This window comes from Allobosea sp. GW822-FHT03F07 (assembly GCF_058801345.1).
Map to the genome: position 1 here is coordinate 117,864 of NZ_JBXAND010000004.1, position 18,391 is coordinate 136,254.

15 protein-coding genes and 1 pseudogene are annotated in these 18,391 nt (G+C 67.0%); 12 read left to right on the top strand and 4 right to left on the bottom strand.

The genetic code is table 11. The features are described from left to right. Positions 1 to 49 precede the first annotated feature (49 nt). Positions 50 to 745, top strand: a complete 696-nt coding sequence (locus tag AC1RMY_RS14380) for a GntR family transcriptional regulator (protein ID WP_492865521.1) — start codon at positions 50 to 52, stop codon at positions 743 to 745. Positions 746 to 769: 24 nt separating this feature from the next. On the opposite strand, the gene AC1RMY_RS14385 is transcribed toward AC1RMY_RS14380, so the two are convergent. After that, entirely contained in the window at positions 770 to 2,335 is a 1,566-nt protein-coding gene (locus AC1RMY_RS14385) for an ABC transporter substrate-binding protein (protein ID WP_492865523.1), read from the bottom strand. Between the two features lie 50 nt (positions 2,336 to 2,385). Next, entirely contained in the window at positions 2,386 to 3,528 is a 1,143-nt protein-coding gene (locus AC1RMY_RS14390) for a C45 family autoproteolytic acyltransferase/hydrolase (RefSeq protein WP_492865525.1), read from the bottom strand. 78 nt (positions 3,529 to 3,606) lie between these two features. Here AC1RMY_RS14390 and AC1RMY_RS14395 point away from each other — a divergent pair, with 78 nt between their 5' ends. Together AC1RMY_RS14395 and aptA are read left to right on the top strand one after the other, a co-directional pair. After that, positions 3,607 to 4,488 (top strand): GntR family transcriptional regulator, encoded by an 882-nt coding sequence (locus AC1RMY_RS14395; RefSeq protein WP_492865527.1) that lies wholly within the window; start codon positions 3,607 to 3,609, stop codon positions 4,486 to 4,488. 65 nt (positions 4,489 to 4,553) lie between these two features. Then, positions 4,554 to 5,888 carry an omega-aminotransferase AptA gene (gene aptA, locus AC1RMY_RS14400; protein ID WP_492865529.1) on the top strand — a complete coding sequence of 445 codons (1,335 nt, stop codon included), beginning with the start codon at positions 4,554 to 4,556 and terminating at the stop codon, positions 5,886 to 5,888. A 21-nt stretch (positions 5,889 to 5,909) separates the two neighbouring features. On the opposite strand, the gene ocd is transcribed toward aptA, so the two are convergent. Together ocd and rocF are read right to left on the bottom strand one after the other, a co-directional pair. Next, positions 5,910 to 6,947 carry an ornithine cyclodeaminase gene (gene ocd / locus AC1RMY_RS14405; protein WP_492865969.1) on the bottom strand — a complete coding sequence of 346 codons (1,038 nt, stop codon included), beginning with the start codon at positions 6,945 to 6,947 and terminating at the stop codon, positions 5,910 to 5,912. Positions 6,948 to 6,980: 33 nt separating this feature from the next. Continuing rightward, complete coding sequence (rocF, locus tag AC1RMY_RS14410; RefSeq protein WP_492865531.1) at positions 6,981 to 7,910, bottom strand: arginase; 930 nt, start codon at positions 7,908 to 7,910, stop codon at positions 6,981 to 6,983. A gap of 124 nt (positions 7,911 to 8,034) precedes the next feature. Between rocF and AC1RMY_RS14415 the strand changes: the two genes are divergently transcribed. The 9 genes and pseudogenes from AC1RMY_RS14415 to AC1RMY_RS14455 all read left to right on the top strand — a co-directional run bounded on the left by AC1RMY_RS14415 (position 8,035) and on the right by AC1RMY_RS14455 (position 18,387). Further along, on the top strand, positions 8,035 to 8,472 hold the full coding sequence (locus tag AC1RMY_RS14415) for an Lrp/AsnC family transcriptional regulator (protein WP_492865533.1): 438 nt from the start codon (positions 8,035 to 8,037) through the stop codon (positions 8,470 to 8,472). A gap of 158 nt (positions 8,473 to 8,630) precedes the next feature. Beyond that, on the top strand, positions 8,631 to 9,389 hold the full coding sequence (locus tag AC1RMY_RS14420) for an ABC transporter ATP-binding protein (protein WP_492865535.1): 759 nt from the start codon (positions 8,631 to 8,633) through the stop codon (positions 9,387 to 9,389). After that, positions 9,382 to 10,083: an ABC transporter ATP-binding protein gene (locus AC1RMY_RS14425; protein ID WP_492865537.1), complete on the top strand. Its 702-nt coding sequence runs from the start codon at positions 9,382 to 9,384 to the stop codon at positions 10,081 to 10,083. The genes AC1RMY_RS14420 and AC1RMY_RS14425 overlap by 8 nt, the downstream gene beginning before the upstream one ends. A gap of 19 nt (positions 10,084 to 10,102) precedes the next feature. Beyond that, positions 10,103 to 10,978, top strand: a pseudogene (locus AC1RMY_RS14430) (branched-chain amino acid ABC transporter permease); the annotation flags it as partial. 138 nt (positions 10,979 to 11,116) lie between these two features. Then, complete coding sequence (locus AC1RMY_RS14435) at positions 11,117 to 11,998, top strand: branched-chain amino acid ABC transporter permease (RefSeq protein WP_492865971.1); 882 nt, start codon at positions 11,117 to 11,119, stop codon at positions 11,996 to 11,998. A 97-nt stretch (positions 11,999 to 12,095) separates the two neighbouring features. Beyond that, positions 12,096 to 13,325, top strand: coding sequence for an ABC transporter substrate-binding protein (locus AC1RMY_RS14440; protein WP_492865539.1), 1,230 nt, complete (start codon positions 12,096 to 12,098; stop codon positions 13,323 to 13,325). Positions 13,326 to 13,381: 56 nt separating this feature from the next. Then, positions 13,382 to 14,056: a helix-turn-helix domain-containing protein gene (locus tag AC1RMY_RS14445; protein WP_492865541.1), complete on the top strand. Its 675-nt coding sequence runs from the start codon at positions 13,382 to 13,384 to the stop codon at positions 14,054 to 14,056. A gap of 22 nt (positions 14,057 to 14,078) precedes the next feature. Beyond that, complete coding sequence (gene lhpI / locus AC1RMY_RS14450) at positions 14,079 to 15,044, top strand: bifunctional Delta(1)-pyrroline-2-carboxylate/Delta(1)-piperideine-2-carboxylate reductase (RefSeq protein ID WP_492865543.1); 966 nt, start codon at positions 14,079 to 14,081, stop codon at positions 15,042 to 15,044. 25 nt (positions 15,045 to 15,069) lie between these two features. Beyond that, entirely contained in the window at positions 15,070 to 18,387 is a 3,318-nt protein-coding gene (locus AC1RMY_RS14455; protein ID WP_492865545.1) for a molybdopterin-dependent oxidoreductase, read from the top strand. The last annotated feature ends 4 nt before the right edge of the window (positions 18,388 to 18,391 follow it).

Here is an 18,391-nt window from a genome sequence, read left to right on the forward strand (position 1 = left end):
CGTGCAACAGGCTTGTGCGTCCCCCGCTGCGATGGGCTAGAACGCCGTCATGCAAGCGCCCCCGAAATCCAGGCGAGTCGCCGCCAAATCCGCCGGCACCAAAGCGGGCATCGCCAAACCCAGCGACGCTAGGCCTGGCGACGCCAAGCGCGCGCTCGCCAGCGAAATCGCCCAGGCGATCCGGCTGCGCATGTATCGCCCCGGCGAATGGCTGCGGCAGATCGACCTCGAGGAGAAGTTCCAGGCGACGCGCTTCGACGTGCGCAGCGCGCTCGAGGAACTCGCCATCCGCAAGACGATCGAGCACGTGCCCAATCGCGGCTACCGCGTCGCCGAGATCGATCTGGCGACCTATCGCGCCATTCGTGACACCCGCATCATCCTGGAGGCCGGCGCCATGGCCGGCGTCGTCGCCCATATCGGGGAAGCGGAGATCGACCGTCTCGACGAACTCGCTCACGCTTTCAGCCAGGCGGCGGCTACGGGGACCCGAACCGAGCAGAGCGAGATCAACAGCGCCTTCCACCATCTGATGTACGCCTCATGCGGCAATCCGGTTCTGGACGAGACGATCTGGGCCCTGCGTGACCGCTCGCGCGGTTCATCCGTCACCGTCTGGGCTTCGCACGAAGCGTTGCTCGCCAGCGCCCGCGATCATCACGCCATGGTCGATGCGATGAGGCGGCGCGACACGGTGGCGCTCGCGGCCCTGATCACGCGCCATATCGAGAAGGATATGGGCTGAGGCCGGCGGCGTGCCGGTGCCGGTTCACGGCGCCAGCGAGACCTCCCAGAGCCGCGGCAGCGAGGTCAGCGAGGAGACATAGCCGTTGACGCGCTTGCCCACGGCGCCGCCGGCGATGCCGTTATAGAGCATCACCATCGGCACATCCGCGAGAAAGCGCCTGTGCAGCTCGTCGAAGATTGCCTGACGCTCGGCCTTGTCGGCGACGATCATCGATTTGTCGAGCAGAGCCTGGACTTCCGCGTTGTCCCAGAGCTTGCGCGGCTGCTTGTCCTTGGGGCCGGTCATCGACTCGAAGGACAGCGAAGGGTCCATCCGGCCGGAATAGGGGAAGGCCTGGATCTGGTAGTTGCCCTTGTTGTAGCGGTCGAGCTGCGTTGCCCATTCGAGCACTTCGATCTCGACCTTCAGCCCGACCGATTGCAGCATCTGCTGCGCCACCACCGCGGCGTTGAAGCTCTGCGGATAGCGCTTGTTAGCCATCATCACGATCTTCTCGCCCTTGTAGCCGGCCTCCGCGAGCAGTTTCCGGGCGGCAGCGGCGTCGTAGGTGACATCCTGCTCCTGAACCTTGCCATGATAGGCCGAGAGCGTCGGCACGATCGAGCCGTTGGGCTTGCCGAGCCCGTCGGTGACGCTCGCGACCAGCTCGGTCTTGTCGATTGCGGTCGCGACGGCGCGGCGCAGCTTGACGTTGGCCATGACGGGGTCGCGCGTCTGGATGATCAGGCCGACCAGGCCCATATGCGAAACCACCGAGAGCTTGACCCTGGGCTCCTTCTTCAGCTCTGCGACATCGGCATTGGCGACATCGGGCACGACGTCGATGTCGCCGCTGACCAGAGCGGCCTTGGCAGTGGCGCTGTCGGGGATGACGACGAAGCGCAGCTCGTCGACGAGCGGGCGCTTGGCGCCGCCGAGCCCGTCGATCTTGCCGGGCAGCGCCGCATAATCGGCGAAGCGCTCGAGGCGGATGAATTCGCCGCGCTTCCAGTCGGCGAACTTGAACGGTCCTGTTCCGATCGGCTTGTCGAAGGAGCCGTCGGCCTTGACCGAATCCTTGTGCAGGATGCCGGTCATGGCGCAGTCGGTCCGGGCGAGCGAGGTCAGGAACAGCGCGCTCGGCTTGTCGAGCTGGAAGACGACGGTGCGCGGATCCGGCGCGGTGACGCTCTCGACCTTGACCAGCCCGCGCCCGTCGAATTCGGAGAGGCAGCGCCAGTCCGTCTTCGGGTTCATGTAGCGGTTCCAGCTCCAGACCACGTCGGCCGAGGTCATCTCGGCGCCGTTATGGAACGTCACGCCCTGGCGCAGCGTGAAGCTGTAGCGCTTGCCGTCCTCGGAGATCGCGACCTTTTCCGCGAGCAGCGGCTTCGGCGCCGCATCCTCGCCATAGGCGACGAGCCCCTCGACCATATGGAGCACGACGGCGTCGGTGTTGTGGTCGCGGTTGACGCCGGGATCGATCGAGCGGATGTCGGCGGGCAATTGCACGCGCAGCGCCGTCGCGGCGTCTGCCGGCGTCGCCAGGGCGAGGCCGGCGGCGAGGATCGTCGTAGTTAGCGCGGTCGTCTGGATAAGTCGAAGCATCGGCCTGTTCCCCATTGTTGTGTCGGCATGCTGCGGCTGGATCGGTGGTCTTATTCGGCGGCCTCCGCCAGGGTCTGCGGGTCGTCCGTCAGGCTGTAGCGGGTGAAGCTCCGGTTCAGCGCCGGCAGCGGGCAGACCTCCATGATCCCTTTGGCGGGTTGCAAGATCACCATCGCGACCGTCGCCGAGAGATTGCCGGTGTCGTTCGGGCGCGGCGGGCGGCAGACCGAATGAGGCGTGAGGAAGTCGTCGAAGAAGGCCGCTTTCAGATCATCGACCGTCAGCTTCTCGCCGGCCTCATTGAGCAGCTTCTTCACCCGCCAGTCGCGGTAGAAGCTCTCGGGCACGCGCGGCGTACCGGTGTCGCGCAGCTTGGTCAGCGCGACCTGCCCGACCCAGTGATTGGCGTGAACGATCAGCCCCTCGCTCGGATAGAGCGGGAAGGCCTCGTCCGGCGCGCATTCGAAATCGATGCCGAAGCCCTTCACGGTCGACAACATCATGTTGTTGGAACAGGCCTTGGGGGTCGTCGCCACGGCCTTGATCGCGAAGGCGAGATGCTCCTGCTCCAGAACCTTGCGGCGGATCAGGGCGAGCGGCACACCGGTCTGGGTGAAGTCGCGCTCGGATTCCAGGTAATTGGCGGTGATGCAGATCCCGGCTTCGTTCATGCCGCAGCGGGCGAGGCCGCCGGCTTCGACGAAGGTCAGGAAGTCCGGCCCGTCGTCGCGCCGCACCCGCAGCACGATCGCGGTCTCCGCGCATTCGGCCTTCCAGTCCCAGTTCTGGCCGTGGATCAGGGACCCGTCGGCGCTGCGCTCGGGCAGGATGATCGCGCCGGTGCAGCCATCGTCGAGCTCCTCGGTCGCCTCGACCGGCTTGTTCTTGACGAGCCGCGCCTTGGCGATGACCTCGGTGCGGGCGTTGATCATCACGATGTCTTCGAGCGGAACGCCCGCACCGTCGGCGATGCCGCGCATCTCCTCGATGTAATGCGCGCCGAACGCCTCGATCTCGCGGGCGAATTCGCCGATGAGGGCCGTCTTGGCCTCAGGTCCGTAGCCGAGGTCGCCGAGCTGCCCACCATAGAGTTCGATCGAGCGCTTGACGCGCGCGGGCACCGCCGCACCATGCTGCCGCCCGCGCTCATAGGGCGATCCGGAAACATCCACGAAGGGACAGGGCTGGATCATCGTCGTCTCTCCCGGCCTATGGCCTGTGGTCGGCTACTAATGTATTTCATCTGCAATTAAGACAATCAAGAGCCTTTCATGTCCCAGCCTTCCCGCCTGCAGCAGGACCTCGCCGAGCGCATCCTCGATCTGGCGCGCGAGGATGGCCTGATCACCGGCGCGCATCTCAACGAAAGCGTGATCGCGCGCCGCCTCGACGTCTCCCGCACGCCGGTGCGCGCCGCCTTCGCATGGCTGGAGGATCGCGGGCTGGTGCGGCGCAATCCGCATCGCGGGCTCGAGCTGATCGGCATGCCCGCCGCGTCGGAGAATGGCGCGAGCCCGCCCGACGATGTCGAGTTGGCGCTGATCCGGCTGGCGCATGAGCGCGAGGCCGGCGAACTGGAGGACGAGTTCTCCGAACAGGAGATCATGCGGCGCTACGGGCTCGCCCGTCCGGAGATGAAGCGGCTGCTGGCGCGGCTGGCCGATCTCGACATGGTCGAGCGCAAGCCCGGCTATGGCTGGCGCTTCCTGCAGGAGCCGCGCGATCATCGCGTGCATGACGAGCGCTATCGTTTCCGCCTGCTGATCGAGCCGATGGTATTTCTCGAGCCGGGTTTCGCGCTCGAACAGGGCTGGGCGGCGGAGATGCGCGAGCGCCATCTGGCGACGCTGCGGCAGCCCTGGCGCGAGACTTCGGCGATCAGCTTCTTCGAGATGAACGCCAGCTTCCACGAGGGGCTGGCGGCGGCCTCCGGCAACCGCTTCATCCACTCGGCGGTGCGGCGGCAGAACCAACTCCGGCGGCTATCGAATTATGACTGGGTCTTCGGTTTCGAGCGCGTCGAGGTGAATTGCCGCGAGCATCTGCAGATTCTCGACTCGGTCGAGGCGGGCGATCTGGAGGTCGCAGCCGCGCAGATGCGCCGCCATCTCCAGCGCGCCAGCCGCCTGCGTCGGCCCGACGGCTTGGACTGATCGGTGCTATTGTGTTTTGTAAATAAGAAAGACATTCTGGCGTCGACAGTCGCCGGAGCCAGATCATGTCAGCCCCTCTTTCCGCCCCACACGGGCTCGCCAATGAGCGCGATCCCTTCTGGATGCCGTTCACGCCGATGCGCGGCTTCCGCAAGGATCCGCTCCTGTTCGAGAGCGCGGAAGGCGTGCATTACGTGACGACCGATGGGCGGCGGGTGCTCGACGGCATGGCCGGCCTCTGGTGCGTCAATGCCGGCCACGGCCAGCCGCGCATCGTCGAGGCGATCCGCGCTGCGGCCGGCTCGCTCGACTTCGTCTCCTCCTTCAAGATGACCCACCCGGCCGCCCGGGCCTATGCGCGCCGGCTCTGCGATTTCGCGCCTGAGGGCATCGACCATGTCTTCTTCGTCAATTCGGGCTCAGAGGCGGTCGACACGGCACTGAAGATCGCGCGCGGCTACCATCATGCCCGCGGCCAGGGCGGGCGCACCAAGCTGATCGGCCGCGCCAAGGGCTATCACGGCATGGGTTTCGGCGGCCTCTCGGTCAGCGGCATCGGGCGACACAAGGCGGCCTTCGGACCGCTCCTCGAGGCCGCGCATTTGCCGCTTCCCTATGAGCGCGACAGCATGGCGTTCTCGCTGGCACAGCCGGAGGGGAACGAGGCTGCGTCTGCGGCGCTGGAGACGCTCCTCCAGATCCACGATCCCGCGACCGTCGCCGCCGTCATCGTCGAGCCGGTAACCGGGTCGGGCGGTGTCTACCCGCCGCCGCAGGGCTATCTCGAGCACCTGCGCTTGATCTGCGACCGGCATGGCATCCTGCTGATCTTCGACGAGGTCATCACCGGTTTCGGCCGCCTCGGCACGCCCTTCGCCAGCCAGTTCTACGCGGTGACGCCCGACCTCATCACCTGCGCCAAGGGCATGACCAACGGCTCGGTGCCGATGGGCGGCGTGCTGCTCTCGGGCGCCGTCCACGACGCCTTCATGGCGGGCCCGCCCGAGGCGATCGAACTGCTGCACGGCTACACGTACTCCGCTCATCCGCTCGCCTGCGCGGCAGGGCTCGCGACGCTCGATGTCTTCGCCGAGCAGGACATCCTGGCGCGGGCGACGGAGACCTTCCCGCATTGGCAGGCTTCGGCCTTCGCGCTGCGCGGGCAGCCCCACGTCATCGACATCCGCGTCGCCGGCTGGCTCTGCGCCATCGACCTCGCGCCGCGGCCTGGAGGCGATGGCCAGCGAGGCGCGCTCTGCGCGCGGCTTTGCCTGGGGGCGGACCTGCTCCTGCGCAATGTCGGCGACACGCTGATCCTGTCGCCGCCATTGGTGATGCAGCCGGACACCGTTTCGGCTCTGTTCGAGACGATCGCGCAGGTCATCGCCCGGATCGAATGAACGATCCGCAGGGAGGCCGCCTCACGCCGCCCTGAGCAGCATCCCGAATAGGTCGCGCGGCTCGTCCGGGTCGGCGAGCAGGTCGAGGTCCTCGAAGAACGCCGTGCCGGCCAGCTTTGCCCGGATGTAGCGCAGCGCCGAGAAATCCTCGACCGCGAAGCCGACCGAGTCGAACAGCGTGATCTGCTCTGCGCCGGTCCGGCCGTTCGCGCGGCCGGCGATCACCTCTGACAGTTCGGTCACCGGATGATCGTTCGGCAGTTGCTGGATCTCGCCCTCGATCCGGGTCTGCGGGGTGTATTCCACAAAGATGTCCGCGCGGCGCAGGATGTCGCCGTGGAGCTCGGTCTTGCCCGGGCAATCCCCGCCGACGCCGTTGATATGGATGCCGCTGCCGACGAGATTGTCGGTGAGGATCGTGGCGTTCTGCTTGTCCGCGGTCACCGTCGTCACGATCTGAGCGCCCTCGACGGCCTTCTCGATACTGGGGCAGGCCGTGATCTCGAAACCGAAGCCCTCAAGATTGCGGATGCATTTCCGGGTAGCGGCGGGGTCGATGTCGTAGAGCCGCAGCTGGTCGACGCCGGCGATCGCCTTGAAGGCGAGGGCCTGGAACTCGGCCTGCGCGCCATTGCCGATGATCGCCATGGTGCGCCCCCCGGCGGGCGCGAGATAGCGCGCCGCCAGCGCCGATGTCGCGGCCGTCCGCAAGGCCGTGAGGATCGTCATTTCCGTCAGCAGCATCGGGTAGCCATTACCGACATCGGCCAGGACGCCGAAGGCCGTGACCGTCTGGCGGCCCTCCCGGATGTTCTTGGGGTGGCCGTTGACGTATTTGAAGCCGTACGTGGTCCCGTCCGATGTCGGCATCAACTCGATGACGCCGTCGACCGAATGGGAGGCGATGCGCGGCGTCTTGTCGAACAGATGCCAGCGCTGGAAGTCCTCCTCGATGTAGACGGCCAGTTCCGACAGGAATGTCTCGATGCCGATCGAAAGCACCAGCTTCATCATGTTGTCGACACTGACGAAGGGCACGACGTTGAGCTTGGGCGGCATGGCCTTGGGAGTCATGGCGTTGGAAGGCATGGCTCAGAAACTCCGGGTCGGACGGTCGAGGATCTTGCGGCCCATCAGGCTGGCGGCGAGGTCGACCATCAGCAGCGCCGTGCGGCCGCGCTCGTCGAGAAACGGGTTGAGCTCGACGAGGTCGAGCGAGGAGACGCGGCCGCTGTCGTGCAGCATCTCCATGGCGAGATGCGCCTCGCGGAAGGTCGCGCCGCCCGGGACGGTCGTGCCGACGGCCGGCGCGATGTCGGGATCGAGGAAATCGACGTCGAGCGAGACGTGGAGAAGCCCGTCCGCCGCCTCCACGCGCTCCAGGAAGCGCCGCAGCAGTGGCGCAATGCCGATCTCGTCGATCGCGCGCATGTCGTGCGCGACGACGCCGGCTGCAGCCATCGCGGCCCGCTCAGCCGGATCGACGCTGCGCAGCCCGATCAGGCAGACGTTTTCCGGCTTCACCGGTGCATCGACCAATGGAAGGCCGCCGCCGAAGCCGTCCCGGCCGGTGACATAGGCGAGCGGCGTACCATGAAGGTTGCCGCTCGTCGTCGTCTCCAGCGTGTGGAAATCGGCATGGGCGTCGAGCCACAGGACGAAGAGTTCGCGATCATCCCGGCGGGCGCGGCGGGCGAGACCCGCGATCGAGCCGGCCGAGAGCGAGTGATCGCCGCCGAGAAAGATCGGCATGCCGTCGCCGCTGGCGTCGTCCGCTGCCGCAGTGAGGGAACGAATCCACGCATCATAGGCCGACAGCTTGCGGATCGCAGGATTGGCGTGTGTGAGATCGCGAATGGGGGCCGGAGCGACGTTCCCGCGGTCCTCGACGACGAAGCCGAGATCGGCCAGTGCCTCGCGCAGGCCGGCGGTGCGATAGGCGCTCGGCCCCATGTCGCAGCCGAGCCGCCCCGCGCCGTCCTGCGTCGGCACCCCCAGCAATATGCAGCGTTCGGCCGTCATCTTCGCTCCGTCGATCCGTCAGCGGAATCTACCGGGCCGGCACGGCAGAGTGAACGAGGCACATTGGCAGATGTTTCAGATTGGCTTATCGATCTGATCAATCAATGTAGTCATAATGGCGATCATGGACGAACTCGATCAACGCCTCCTGTCCATTCTGAGGCATGACGGCCGCCGCGCCATCTCGGACATCGCCGGCGAACTCGGCCTGTCGCGCGCGACCGTGCGCGCCCGCATCGAGCGGCTCGAACAGCGCGGCGACATCATCGGCTACACGGTGGTGCTGCGGGCCGACGCCGTATCGATGCCCGTGCGCGGCCTCACCATGGTCGAGGTCGAGGGGCGCATGCTCGATCCCGTGGTCGACGCCCTCGTCGGCTTCCCCGAGATCGGCGCGGTCCATACGACGAATGGGAAGTGGGACCTCATCCTCGAAGTCTCCGCTCAAAGCCTGACCGATCTCGATGCCGTCCTGCGGCGTCTGAGGATGGTGCCGGGAATCATCGCCTCCGAGACAAACCTGCTGCTTGCCACGCCCCGCAGCTCCCGCGCACGGCTGTGATGACGGCAAGCGCGAGCTAAGCCGGCAGGGCTGAGGCGACGCTGAACATATCGGCAGAGCCTGCCGATTCATTGCGCAACGCAAAAGAGAAACAAAGTTGACGATCGGAAACTTTTGCCCGACGTTTTCCTCGTGAACGGGGAGCGTCGGCGTCAATCATGGCTGATGGAGTTGCCGCACTGGAGGCGAAAGGGCTCAGCCGCGAGTTCGGCGGGTTCTTCGCGGTCAAGAATGTCGATTTTCGACTGAAGCAAGGCGCCATCCAGGCCGTCATCGGCCCCAATGGCGCGGGCAAGACCACGCTTTTCAACCTGCTGACCAAATATCTCGCGCCCTCCGCCGGAGCGATCCTGCATGACGGCGAGGACGTCACCCCTCTCGCAATGCCCGCCATGGCGCAGCGCGGCGTCGTCCGCTCCTTCCAGATCTCGGCCGTCTTCTCCGGTCTCACCGTCCGTCAGAACCTCGAACTCGCGCTGCTGCGCGGGGCGGGCATCTCCTGGAACATGCTCGGGCGCGTCGCCGGGCGTCCGGATGTCGGCGAGAGGGTGCAGGCCCTGCTTCGCCAGTTCGGCCTCGTCGAGGACGCCGAGGCGATGGCCGGCAACCTCTCCTATGGCCGCAAGCGCGTTCTGGAATTGGCGACGACGCTGGCGCTGGAGCCCAAGGTGCTGCTGCTCGACGAGCCGATGGCCGGCCTCGGTCGCGAGGATATCGGCCGCGTCACCGATCTCATTCGCGAGGCGGGCCAAGGCCGCACCGTGCTCTTGGTCGAGCACAACATGAAGGTCGTGGCCGCTCTGGCCGACCGCATCACTGTGATGGTCCGCGGCGAGGTGCTGGCCGAGGGCAGCTATGACGAGGTCTCATCCCGCCCCGACGTGATGGCGGCCTATACGGGGCAGGCTCATGGCTGAAGCACTGACGGTTTCGCGGCTGGAGGCTTGGTACGGCGAGTCGCAGGTGCTGCACGGCATGGATTTCAACATCGGTGCCGGCGAGGTGGTGACGCTGCTTGGGCGCAACGGCGCCGGCAAGACGACGACATTGAAGGCGATCATGGGATTGATCGAGCGCCGCGAAGGCTCGATCCGGCTCGGCGGCGCCGAACTTGTCGCAGCGCCGCCCTACGACATCGCCCGCAAGGGCATCGCCTTCTGCCCGGAGGAGCGCGGCATCTTCTCGAGTCTGAGCGTGCGCGAGAACCTGTTGCTGCCGCCGGCGATCGCCCGGGGCGGCATGACGGTCGACCAGATCCTCGAACTGTTTCCGAACCTGAAGGAGCGCCTCGACAGCCAGGGCACCAAGCTCTCCGGCGGGGAGCAGCAGATGCTGGCGCTCGGCCGCATCCTGCACACCGGCGCCCGCATCCTGCTGCTCGACGAGCCGACCGAGGGCCTCGCCCCGGTGATCATCCAGCAGATCGGGCGCACCATCGAAAAGCTCAAGGCGCTCGGCTTCACCATCCTGCTGGTCGAGCAGAATGTCGGCTTCGCCTCGGCCATCGCCGACCGGCACTACGTGGTCGAGCAGGGCCGTGTCGTCGACGAGATCCCGGGCCCGGAGCTCGAAAGCCGACTCGACACGCTCAAGAGCTATCTCGGCCTGTGACGACGGAAGGGCAGTCGCCATGACCATGATCTTCGGGGTCCCCTCCGCCGTCCTCTTCGGGCAACTCCTGCTCGGCCTGATCAACGGCGCCTTCTACGCCATGCTGAGCCTTGGCCTCGCCGTGATCTTCGGCATGATGAACATCGTCAATTTCGCCCACGGCGCGCAGTATATGCTCGGCGCGATCACGGCCTGGTTGCTGCTGAACTTCCTCGGCGTCGGCTATTGGTGGGCGCTGCTGCTCGCCCCGTTGATCGTGGGCGCGACCGGGGTGTTGATCGAGCGCTTCCTGCTGCGAAGGCTGTATAAGCTCGATCATCTCTACGGCATGCTCCTGACCTTCGGTCTGGCGCTGATGCTGCAGGGCATCTTCACCAATGCCTTCGGCTCCTCGGGACAACCCTATGCGATCCCGGCCGAGCTCACCGGGGGCCGCAATCTCGGCTTCATGTTCCTGCCGAACTATCGCGCCTGGGTGATCGTCGCCTCGCTCGTGATCTGCCTGACCACCTGGTACGTCATCGAGCGCACCAAGCTCGGTGCCTATCTGCGCGCCGCCACCGAAAACCCGATGCTGGTGCAGGCCTTCGGCATCCGCGTGCCGCGCATGATCATGCTGACCTATGGCGCGGGCGTGGCGCTGGCGGCGCTGGCGGGCGTGCTCGCGGCGCCGATCTACCAGGTCAACCCGACCATGGGCGCCGATCTGATCATCGTCGTCTTCGCCGTCGTGGTGATCGGTGGCATGGGCTCGATCATGGGTTCGATCGTGACGGGCTTCCTCGTCGGTGTCATCGAGGGCCTGACCAAGGCCTTCTATCCGGAGCTGTCGAGCACCGTCGTCTTCCTCGTCATGGCCGTGGTGCTGCTGGTCCGGCCGGCCGGACTCTTCGGCTCCAAGCCTGAGGCCGTGCAGGTCCATCACGAGGGCGTGGCGGACACTGCGGTTTCGCCGCGGGCGCAGACCATCGCCTTCGCCGCCATGGCCGTCTGCTTCGCCGCCGCGCCGCTCTTCGTCTATCCGGGCTTCATGATGAAGGCGATGGTCTTCGCCCTCTTCGCCTGCGCTTTCAATCTCATCGCCGGCTATGGCCGGCTCGTCTCCTTCGGCCATGCGATGTTCTTAGGGCTGGCCGGCTATGTCTGCGGCCATGCCGCCAAGGTCTGGGGCTTCACGCCGGAACTCGCCCTGCTCGCCGGCACCGGCACGGCAGCGCTGCTCGGCCTGCTCTCCGGCTGGCTCTCCATCCGCCGCAGCGGCATCTATTTCGCGATGGTGACGCTCGCCTTCGCGCAGATGATCTATTTCGTCGCGCTCCAGGCGCCTTTCACAGGCGGCGAGGATGGCTTGCAGGGCGTGCCGCGCGGGCATCTCTTCGGCCTGATCGACCTGTCGCGGCCGGGCAATCTCTACGCCTTCGTGCTGACGATCTTCCTCGGCGGTTTCTACCTGATCATGCGGCTGGTCGGCTCGCCCTTCGGCCTCGTGCTCAAGGGCATCAGCGACCACGAGCCGCGCGCGCAGTCGCTCGGCCTCGACACGACGCGCTACAAGCTCGCAGCCTTCACGATCTCGGCGGCGCTGTCGGGCCTTGCCGGCTCGACCAAGGCGATCAGCAGCCAGATCGCCAGCCTCACCGACGTCCACTGGTCGATGTCCGGCGAGGTGCTTCTGATGACCTTCCTCGGCGGCGTCGGCACGCTGTTCGGCCCCGTAGTCGGCGCTTTGGTCGTCGTTGCGATGCAGAACTATCTCGCCGCGCTCGGCCAGTGGGTCATCGTGATCCATGGCGCGATCTTCGTGCTCTGCGTGCTCGCCTTCCGCCGCGGCATCGTCGGCGAGATCGTCGCCCTGGCGCAGCGCCGGCGCGGCAAAACCCCGATCCCGGCCCCTGTGCCCACACCGGGAACATGACGCCATCCGGACGACGCCACGCCGAACGCGCCGGCGGCGCGCTCGGATTTCAACCAGAGGGCCGTTTGATCGGGCCCGGACAATGAGGGGAAAGATCATGCGAAAGACCGTTTCCACCGTTACGCGCCGGCTGGCCGCCGCACTCTGCCTCACCTGCGCGCTGACTGCCGGGACCGCGCTCGCCCAGGTCAGCGACGAAGTCGTCAAGATCGGCGTCTTGACCGACATGTCCGGCCAGTGGTCGGACATGAACGGGCCGGGCTCGCTGCTCGCGGCGCAGATGGCAGCCGCCGATTTCGGCGGCAAGGTTCTCGGCAAGCCGATCGAGATCATCGGCGCCGACCATCTCCACAAGGCCGATGTCGGCGTCGGCATCGCGCGCCGCTGGATCGAGAACGAGAAGGTCGACGCGATCTCCGACGTCACCAACAGCGCGATCGCGCTCGCGGTCCAGCAATTGACACGCGAGAGCAACCGCGTCGCGCTGTTCTCTTCGCCCGGCACCACCGACCTGACCGGCAAGCAGTGCTCGGCAACCGGCGTGCAGTGGGTCTACGACAATTATTCGAACGCGGTCGGCCCGATCAAGGCGCTGATCGACAAGGGCAACGACACCTTCTTCATCGTCACCGCCGATTTCGCCTTCGGCCATTCGCTGGAGAAGATCGCGAGCGAAGCGATCAAGGCCAGCGGCGGCAAGGTCGTCGGGACGATCCGGCACCCCTTCGGCGCCAACGACCTCTCCGCCTTCCTGCTGCCGGCTCAGGCCTCCAAGGCCAAGGTCATCATGCTGGCGACCGCCGGCAAGGACATGACCACCGCGATCAAGCAGGCGGGCGAGTTCGGAATCACCGCCGGCGGCCAGATCCTGACCGCGCCGGTGATGTTCATCTCGGACGTGCATGCGCTCGGCTTAGCCACCGCCCAGGGCATCTCCTTCATGGAAGGTTTCTACTGGGACCAGAACGAGGAGACCCGCGCTTTCGCAAAGCGCTTCTTCGAGGCGCGCAAGGCGATGCCGACCGCCCTGCAGGCCGGCGTCTATTCCTCCGTCACGCATTATCTCAAGGCGATCCAGGCCGCCGGCACCGACGAGGCCAAGGCCGTCTCGGCCAAGATGCGTGAATTGCCGGTGAACGATTTCCTCGCCAAGAACGGCAAGCTGCGCGAGGACGGCCGCATGGTCCATGACATGCTGTTGGTTCAGGTAAAAAAGCCTTCCGAATCGAAGGCTCCCTGGGATTATTACAATGTCGTCGCGACCGTGCCGGGCGACCAGGCCTTCCTGCCGCTGGCGCAGAGCGAATGCACGCTCGTAAAGAAGTAACCTTCGCGGGCGGCGGCAGGCCGCCGCCCGCTGCCGATCCTGCCGGAGAACCCGTCGTGGCGAAGAAGAGTGCAGTCCGCACCGGCGTGAGCGAAGCGGTCTCGGCAGCGACGAGCCCGGTTCCGGCCCGCTTCGCCAACGCGAATTTCCCGGTGGAGGACAGCTCGGTCGATCTCGGCCTCAGGCTCAAGCGCATGCGGCTCGACAATGGCTGGACTCTGGAGGAGGTCAGCCAGCGAACGGGTGTAGCGCGTTCGACGCTCTCGAAGATCGAGAACGGCCAGATGTCGCCGACCTACGACGTTCTCCAGCGGATCACGCGCGGCACGGGGCTCGACATCGTCGAACTCTTCGACGCACGACGCCAGAACGCACCCTTCGGGCGGCGCAGCGTCACGCGGCGCGGCGAGGGCAAGCCGCATCCGACCGCGACCTATCACTACGAGGTGCTGGCCACCGACCTGTCGCAGAAGGAAATCCTGCCGTTCAAGGCGCGGGTCACGGCCCGCCGCCTCGACGATTTTCCCGGCTGGGTGCGCCACCAGGGCGAGGAATTCGTCTGCGTGCTGTCCGGCCGCGTCCAGGTCTTCACCGAATTCTACGAACCCGTCGTTCTTGAAGAGGGCGACAGCACCTATTTCGACAGCAAGATGGGCCACGCCATCGTCTCGCTGAGCGAGGAAGACGCCGAGATCCTCTGGGTCTGCACCGGCATCACCGCCCTGAAGTGAAGCGAGCCGCAGGACGCCAGACATGTTGCGCCATTTCACCGCTGCCGAAGTCGAAGCCGGGCTCGACTACCCCCGCCTGATCGCAGCGCTCGACGAGGCCTTCCGCCGCGGCGGCGAGGCGATGCCGGTCCGCCAGAGCTATGACGTCGGCACGCAGGAGACGCCCGGCCATCTGCTGACCATGCCGGCCTGGGATCGCGGGCAGTCGCTCGGCGTCAAACTGGTTTCGGTCTTTCCGCGCAATGCCGATCGGGGGCTCGGCGCCGTCTCGTCCCTCTATGTCCTGCTCGACGGCCAGACCGGTCAGCCCAGCGCGCTGGTCGATGGCGAATCCCTGACCAACCGGCGCACGGCGGCAGCCTCGGCACTGGCCTCGCGCTATCTCTCGCGGGCGGACAGCCGAACGCTGCTGATCGTCGGCACCGGCCATGTCGCCGCTCATCTGCCCGAGGCGCATCGCACCGAGCGGCCGATCGAGCGGGTTCTGGTCTGGGGCCGCAGCCAGCAACGCGCCATGGCACTCGCCGGCAGCCTCGCGCGCAGGGGCTTCGATGCCAAGCCGGTCACGGATCTGCCGGCTGCCGTCGCCGAGGCCGACATCGTCTCCTGCGCAACCACCTCGCGCGAGCCGCTCGTCTTCGGGCGTGACCTGAAGCCGGGGACGCATCTCGATCTGGTCGGCGCCTTCACGCCGCAGATGCGCGAGAGCGACGACGGAGCCGTGACGCGTGCGCGCGTCTTCGTCGACACCTATCAGGGGGCCTTGGCGGAAGCCGGCGATCTGTTGCAGCCGGCCGCGGCTGGCCTCTGGTCGACGGCCTCTGTCTGCGGCGATCTCCACGAACTCGCGAGCGGCGCCAAAGCCGGGCGCCGCGACGAGGATGAGATCACCCTGTTCAAATCGGTCGGAGCGGCGATCGAAGATCTCGTCGCGGCCAGCCTGCTCGCCGCACCCGGCCTGCCGGAGCGCCATCGCGCCGCGTGCTGACGCGGAGGGGAGAAGGAGCGCGGCAATGGCGAGGATCGAGAAACCGGGCTTCTGCACGCTCTGCCGCTCGCGCTGCGGCGCGATCTACACGATCGAGGAGGACCGCCTCGTCTCGGTGCGGCCCGATCCCTCTCATCCGACCGGCAAGGCGATGTGCCCCAAGGGGCGCGCCGCACCCGAGATCGCCCATTCCGCCCGCCGGCTGACGACGCCGCTCCGGCGCACCGCCCCCAAGGGCGCGGCCGACCCCGGTTTCGTGCCGATCTCCTGGGACGAGGCGTTGACCGAGATCGCCGCGAAACTCGGCCGTTATCGTCGGGAGAGCGGTCCGGAATCCGTCGCCTTCGCCATCACCTCGGGCTCGTCCTCCTCGACCTCGGACAGCATCGACTGGCTGCAGCGCTTCGTACGCGGGTTCGGCAGCCCGAACACGGTGTTCTCGACCGAGATCTGCAATTGGCACAAGGACAGCGCCCACGCCTTCACCTTCGGTTGCGGCTTGCCAACAGCCGAGTATCGCCAGTCCGACCTGATTCTGCTCTGGGGGCACAACCCCGCCAATGTCTGGCTCGCCCAGGCCGAGGCGATCGGCGCCGCCCGCGCGCGGGGTGCGAAGCTCGCCGTGATCGATCCCCGGCAGGCCGGCTCCGCACGCGATGCCGATTTCTGGCTGCGTATCCGCCCCGGCACGGATGGCGCGCTTGCACTGGGAATTGCGCGCTGGCTCATCGCCAACGAGGCCTATGACGCCGAGTTCGTGCGGCACTGGACCAATGCCACCTTCCTCGTGCGCGAGGATGACGGGCTCTTCCTGCGTGCCGCCGACATCGGAATGGAGGGCGACGGTTTCGTCGTCTGGGATCACGCGCGCGCACGCCCGGTCATGGCGGACGGCGCGCTGGGCGAGGCCACGCTGGAGGGGCGCTTCGTCGTGCACGGACCTGCCGGGCCAATCGGTTGCCGCACCGCCTTCAATCATTACCGCGCCGCCGCCGAACCTTATGATCCTGCGAAGGTCGAGGGCATCACCACCATCCCCGCCGCGCAGGTCGAGACGCTGGCGCGCGAGATCGCTGCGGCGGGCAGCGTGTCCTATCATGGCTGGACCGGCATCGGGCAGCACACCAATGCGGCGCAGACCGAGCGCGCCATCGCGACGCTCTATGCGCTGACCGGCCATTTCGATGCGCCGGGCGGCAATGTCCGCATGCCCGCGCTGCCAGCCCCGTCCCTGCATGCGATGGCGATGATTCCGGCCGAGACGCGCAAGCGTGCGCTCGGCCTTGACAAGCGCCCGATCGGCCCGCCCGCTGATGGCTGGATCACTTCCAGCGACTTCTATGATTCCGCCATCGTCGGAAAGCCCTATCGCATTCGCGCGCTCTTCGGCTTCGGTTCAAATCTCCTCGTCTCGCATCCCGCGCCCGAGCGCGGCCGCGAGGCCCTGAAGGCGCTCGAGTTCCAGGTCCACTGCGACCTCTTCCTCAATCCGACCGCGGAAATGGCCGACATTGTGCTGCCGGTTTCCAGCCCCTGGGAGCATGAGGCGCTCAGGCTCGGCTTCGAGCTCTCGCCGGAGGCGCAGGAACTCGTGCAATTGCGGCCGCAGATGGTTTCGCGTCAGGGCGAGGCGCGCTCGGACATGTGGATCGTCTTCGAACTCGCGAAGCGTCTCGGCATGGGCGAACTCTTCTTCGATGGCGACGTTGAGAAGGGCTTCGCGCATCTGCTGGCGCCGCTCGGCCTCGACCTCGCGACGCTGCGGGCGAAGCCCGAAGGCGTGCGCGTACCGCTGAGCCATGCCTATCGGAAGTACCGGCAGACCGGCTTCGCCACCCAGACCGGCAAGGCCGAACTTTATTCCGAGCTGCTGCATCGCCATGGCTATCCGGCCGTGCCGGACTTCGTGCCGCCGGCCGAAGCGCGCACGCAGCGCTTCCCGCTGACGCTGTTCTCGGCGAACAGCGGCTATTATTGCCACAGCCAGCATCGCGGCATCGCCACGCTGCGCCGGCGCCGTGAGGAGCCGACCGCTGAGATTCATCCGGCGCTCGCACGGCGGAAGGGCATCGCCGCCGGCGACTGGCTCCTGCTGAGCACGCGGAAAGGCCGGATCCGCCTGCGCGCAGCCCTCGACGAGGCGCTGGCCGAGGATGTCGTCGCCAGTGACTACGGCTGGTGGCAGCCGGCTCCCGACCTCGGCCTGCCCGGCTATCTTCCGGACGCGGCCAATCCGATCGGATCGAGCTTTAACGCGATCATCTCGGAGAGCGAGCGCGATCCGCTCAGCGGCTCGCTGGCGCTGCGTTCCTTCGCCTGCGATGTCGAACTGCTGGAGGCAGCCGGCTGGCAGGGCTGGCGATCCTTCACGGTTGCCGAGCGGCGTGAGGAAGGCGCTGACGCGGTCGCGCTGACACTGAAGCCCGCCGATGGCGGGCCGCTGCCTGGCTTTCGGCCCGGGCAATATGTCGGCTTGCGGCTCGCCGGCCAGATCCGCTCCTATTCGCTGACCGGAGCTGCGGTGCCTGCGCCCGACGCCTACCGGATCGCGGTGCGCGAGATCGCGGGCGGTGTCGTCTCCGGTGCGGTGCGCCGCGAGCTTCGGCCCGGCATGAGCGTGGAGTTGCAGGCGCCGAAGGGCGGCTTCGTCCTGCCGCTGACGAACGCGTTTCCGGTCGTGCTGATCGCGGGCGGCATCGGCATCACGCCTTTCCTCTCCTATCTCGAAACGCTGCAGGGCCGGCCGGGCGAGCCGGAGATCACCCTGCATTATGGCTGTCGGGATGCCGAGCAGCAGCCCTTCGGCGAGCGGCTGGAAGTGCTGCGCCAACGCCTGTCCAATCTGACGGTCGTCACCCATTTGTCGCAGCCGCGAGCCGGAGACCGCTACGATCGGCCGGGCCGCTTCTGCGTCGACGAACTCGATCCGGCGCTGCTGGAGCGGCGGGCGCGCTTCTACATGTGTGCCTCCGACGCGATGATGGCCGAGGTCGCCGCTGCGCTGAAGGCGCGTGGCGTGCCGGCTTTCGAGATCTTCAGCGAGCGCTTTCGCTCGCCGGCGCCGCCTGTCCTCGACGGGCTCGCGCCGCGGCGCGTCGTTTTCGCCCGTTCCGGCAAGACGGTGACATGGTCGCCGGACGCCGGTGGCGGCGGGGTTCTAGCGGCCGCCGAGCGCGAAGGCGTGCCGCTTCCCAGCGGCTGCCGTGTCGGGCAGTGCGAAAGCTGCGCCGTCCCGATCCGTGAGGGCGAAGTGCGCCACCTCGTCGATTGCGACGATCTTGATGACGGTGTCTGCCTGACCTGCCAGGCCGTCCCGCTGACCGATCTGGTGCTCGACGCCTGAGCGG

Bases quoted from the DNA above. Each gene is read 5' to 3' on its own strand.
- AC1RMY_RS14380 (WP_492865521.1), top strand. From the start codon at position 50: ATGCAAGCGCCCCCGAAATCCAGGCGAGTCGCCGCCAAATCCGCCGGC.
- AC1RMY_RS14385 (WP_492865523.1), bottom strand. From the start codon at position 2,335: ATGCTTCGACTTATCCAGACGACCGCGCTAACTACGACGATCCTCGCC.
- AC1RMY_RS14390 (WP_492865525.1), bottom strand. From the start codon at position 3,528: ATGATCCAGCCCTGTCCCTTCGTGGATGTTTCCGGATCGCCCTATGAG.
- AC1RMY_RS14395 (WP_492865527.1), top strand. From the start codon at position 3,607: ATGTCCCAGCCTTCCCGCCTGCAGCAGGACCTCGCCGAGCGCATCCTC.
- aptA (WP_492865529.1), top strand. From the start codon at position 4,554: ATGTCAGCCCCTCTTTCCGCCCCACACGGGCTCGCCAATGAGCGCGAT.
- ocd (WP_492865969.1), bottom strand. From the start codon at position 6,947: ATGCCGCCCAAGCTCAACGTCGTGCCCTTCGTCAGTGTCGACAACATG.
- rocF (WP_492865531.1), bottom strand. From the start codon at position 7,910: ATGACGGCCGAACGCTGCATATTGCTGGGGGTGCCGACGCAGGACGGC.
- AC1RMY_RS14415 (WP_492865533.1), top strand. From the start codon at position 8,035: ATGGACGAACTCGATCAACGCCTCCTGTCCATTCTGAGGCATGACGGC.
- AC1RMY_RS14420 (WP_492865535.1), top strand. From the start codon at position 8,631: ATGGCTGATGGAGTTGCCGCACTGGAGGCGAAAGGGCTCAGCCGCGAG.
- AC1RMY_RS14425 (WP_492865537.1), top strand. From the start codon at position 9,382: ATGGCTGAAGCACTGACGGTTTCGCGGCTGGAGGCTTGGTACGGCGAG.
- AC1RMY_RS14435 (WP_492865971.1), top strand. From the start codon at position 11,117: ATGAAGGCGATGGTCTTCGCCCTCTTCGCCTGCGCTTTCAATCTCATC.
- AC1RMY_RS14440 (WP_492865539.1), top strand. From the start codon at position 12,096: ATGCGAAAGACCGTTTCCACCGTTACGCGCCGGCTGGCCGCCGCACTC.
- lhpI (WP_492865543.1), top strand. From the start codon at position 14,079: ATGTTGCGCCATTTCACCGCTGCCGAAGTCGAAGCCGGGCTCGACTAC.
- AC1RMY_RS14455 (WP_492865545.1), top strand. From the start codon at position 15,070: ATGGCGAGGATCGAGAAACCGGGCTTCTGCACGCTCTGCCGCTCGCGC.